This is a genomic window from Micromonospora sp. M51 (assembly GCF_018070305.1).
Lineage (GTDB): Bacteria > Actinomycetota > Actinomycetes > Mycobacteriales > Micromonosporaceae > Micromonospora > Micromonospora parva.
In genome coordinates, this window is the sequence record NZ_JAGPXZ010001137.1 from 1 (window position 1) to 1,330 (window position 1,330).

2 protein-coding genes are annotated in these 1,330 nt (G+C 75.4%); both read right to left on the minus strand.

Annotated elements, in window-relative coordinates:
* The coding region (locus KBX53_RS33110) for a hypothetical protein (RefSeq protein WP_210863790.1) at positions 1 to 640 on the minus strand (640 nt) is incomplete at its 3' end.
* Positions 625 to 1,038: a hypothetical protein gene (locus KBX53_RS33115; RefSeq protein WP_210863792.1), complete on the minus strand. Its 414-nt coding sequence runs from the start codon at positions 1,036 to 1,038 to the stop codon at positions 625 to 627. The genes KBX53_RS33110 and KBX53_RS33115, both read right to left, overlap by 16 nt.
* Between the last annotated feature and the right edge of the window lie 292 nt (positions 1,039 to 1,330).

Sequence of the window (1,330 nt, forward strand, 5' to 3'; positions counted from 1 at the left end):
CCAGCCCGAGCAGGAGCACCAGCGTCCCCGCTCCGGCCACCAGCGGCCACGTCCGCCCACCCGCGCCGCCGATCTCCCCGGCGGCCGGACGGACCGCCGTGGGCGACACCGGGTCGACGGACTCCGTGGCGGGAGTGGCGGTGGCCGTGGTGGCGGTGGCCGGGTAGCGCAGGATCGTCGGGCGGCTGGTGGGTTGGCCGACGGCCTCGGAGACGGTGAGCAACGACCGGCCGTCGCGACTGTAGGTGATCGATTCGCCCTGGGGCTCGTCCGGCAGCGGGGTGATCCGCGCGGTGCCGGTGGTCAACGCGCGGACCACGTCGCCGTCGGGCACGTCGTACTCGAAGGCGTCGGCGTAGCTGCGCAGCGCCACCCGCCGTCCGTCCGGGGCGGCCGCCGCGCCGGTGATCACCCCGCGCCCCAGGAAGGAGAACGGGTTGCTGGTCGTGGTCGTCGGCAGTGTCACCTGGCCCAACGCGGTCAACGGCGTCGTCGCGTCCGCCCGCAGCGCGGTGGTCGGCGCGTACAGGAAGACGGTGCCACTGCCGCCCTTGGTGATGATCAGCGGCCGACCGGACGCGTCGAGCAGCAGCGCCTCGGCGTCGTGCGGACGGTCCGGGTAGGTCATCCGGTGCAGCACCGGTTGCTCCGCCCCCGGCGCGAGTCGCCACACCCCGACCGTCGGCCGGGACCGGTCGTTGTCGCCGATGTCGGCGACCCCGTGTCCCGGGGCCGGGACGGGAAGGAGACAGTTCGCCGCACCGCGCACCGCTGGTCGAGGAAGAAGATCCGGCGGCGCGCCTCGTCGTCGGCCCCGTCGTTGATCACCACGTACCCGTCGTCGGTGGCGACCATCCCGGAGATCTCGCGGAGCCGGTTGTCCCGCACCTCGCAGACCGGCGTGCCCGCCGCCGCGCCCGCCGAGGCGGTGCCTGGCACCAGTGCCACCGCCGGCGGCAGCACGCCAGCGAGCAACACGGTCAGCACCGCCAGCGCGCGAGCACGCCGCCCCCAGGTCAACCGTCCGCGTACCCGCATCGCCCACCCTCCTCGTCGCGGCCGTGAGCGGCCACCCGCCCATCCTGGCCGATCCCGGCCAGCGGCGGCGGTCATCCGGGGGACGCACCCGGACCCCTGGTCGATGTACTGTCGCTGCGCCCGATTCTGCAGCCGGAGGATGTCCATGACCGTGCGCGACACCAGGCCGGCCGACCGGTTCGGGCGACGGCTGCTGCGCCGCCTCGGCCGCCCGGCCGGTGGCGCCGCCGTCGCGTGGGTGCCGCTCGCCGCGGTCAGCTGCGGCCTCTTCACCGGCGCGCTGGCGAGACGG

Bases quoted from the DNA above. Each gene is read 5' to 3' on its own strand.
- KBX53_RS33115 (WP_210863792.1), bottom strand. From the start codon at position 1,038: ATGCGGGTACGCGGACGGTTGACCTGGGGGCGGCGTGCTCGCGCGCTG.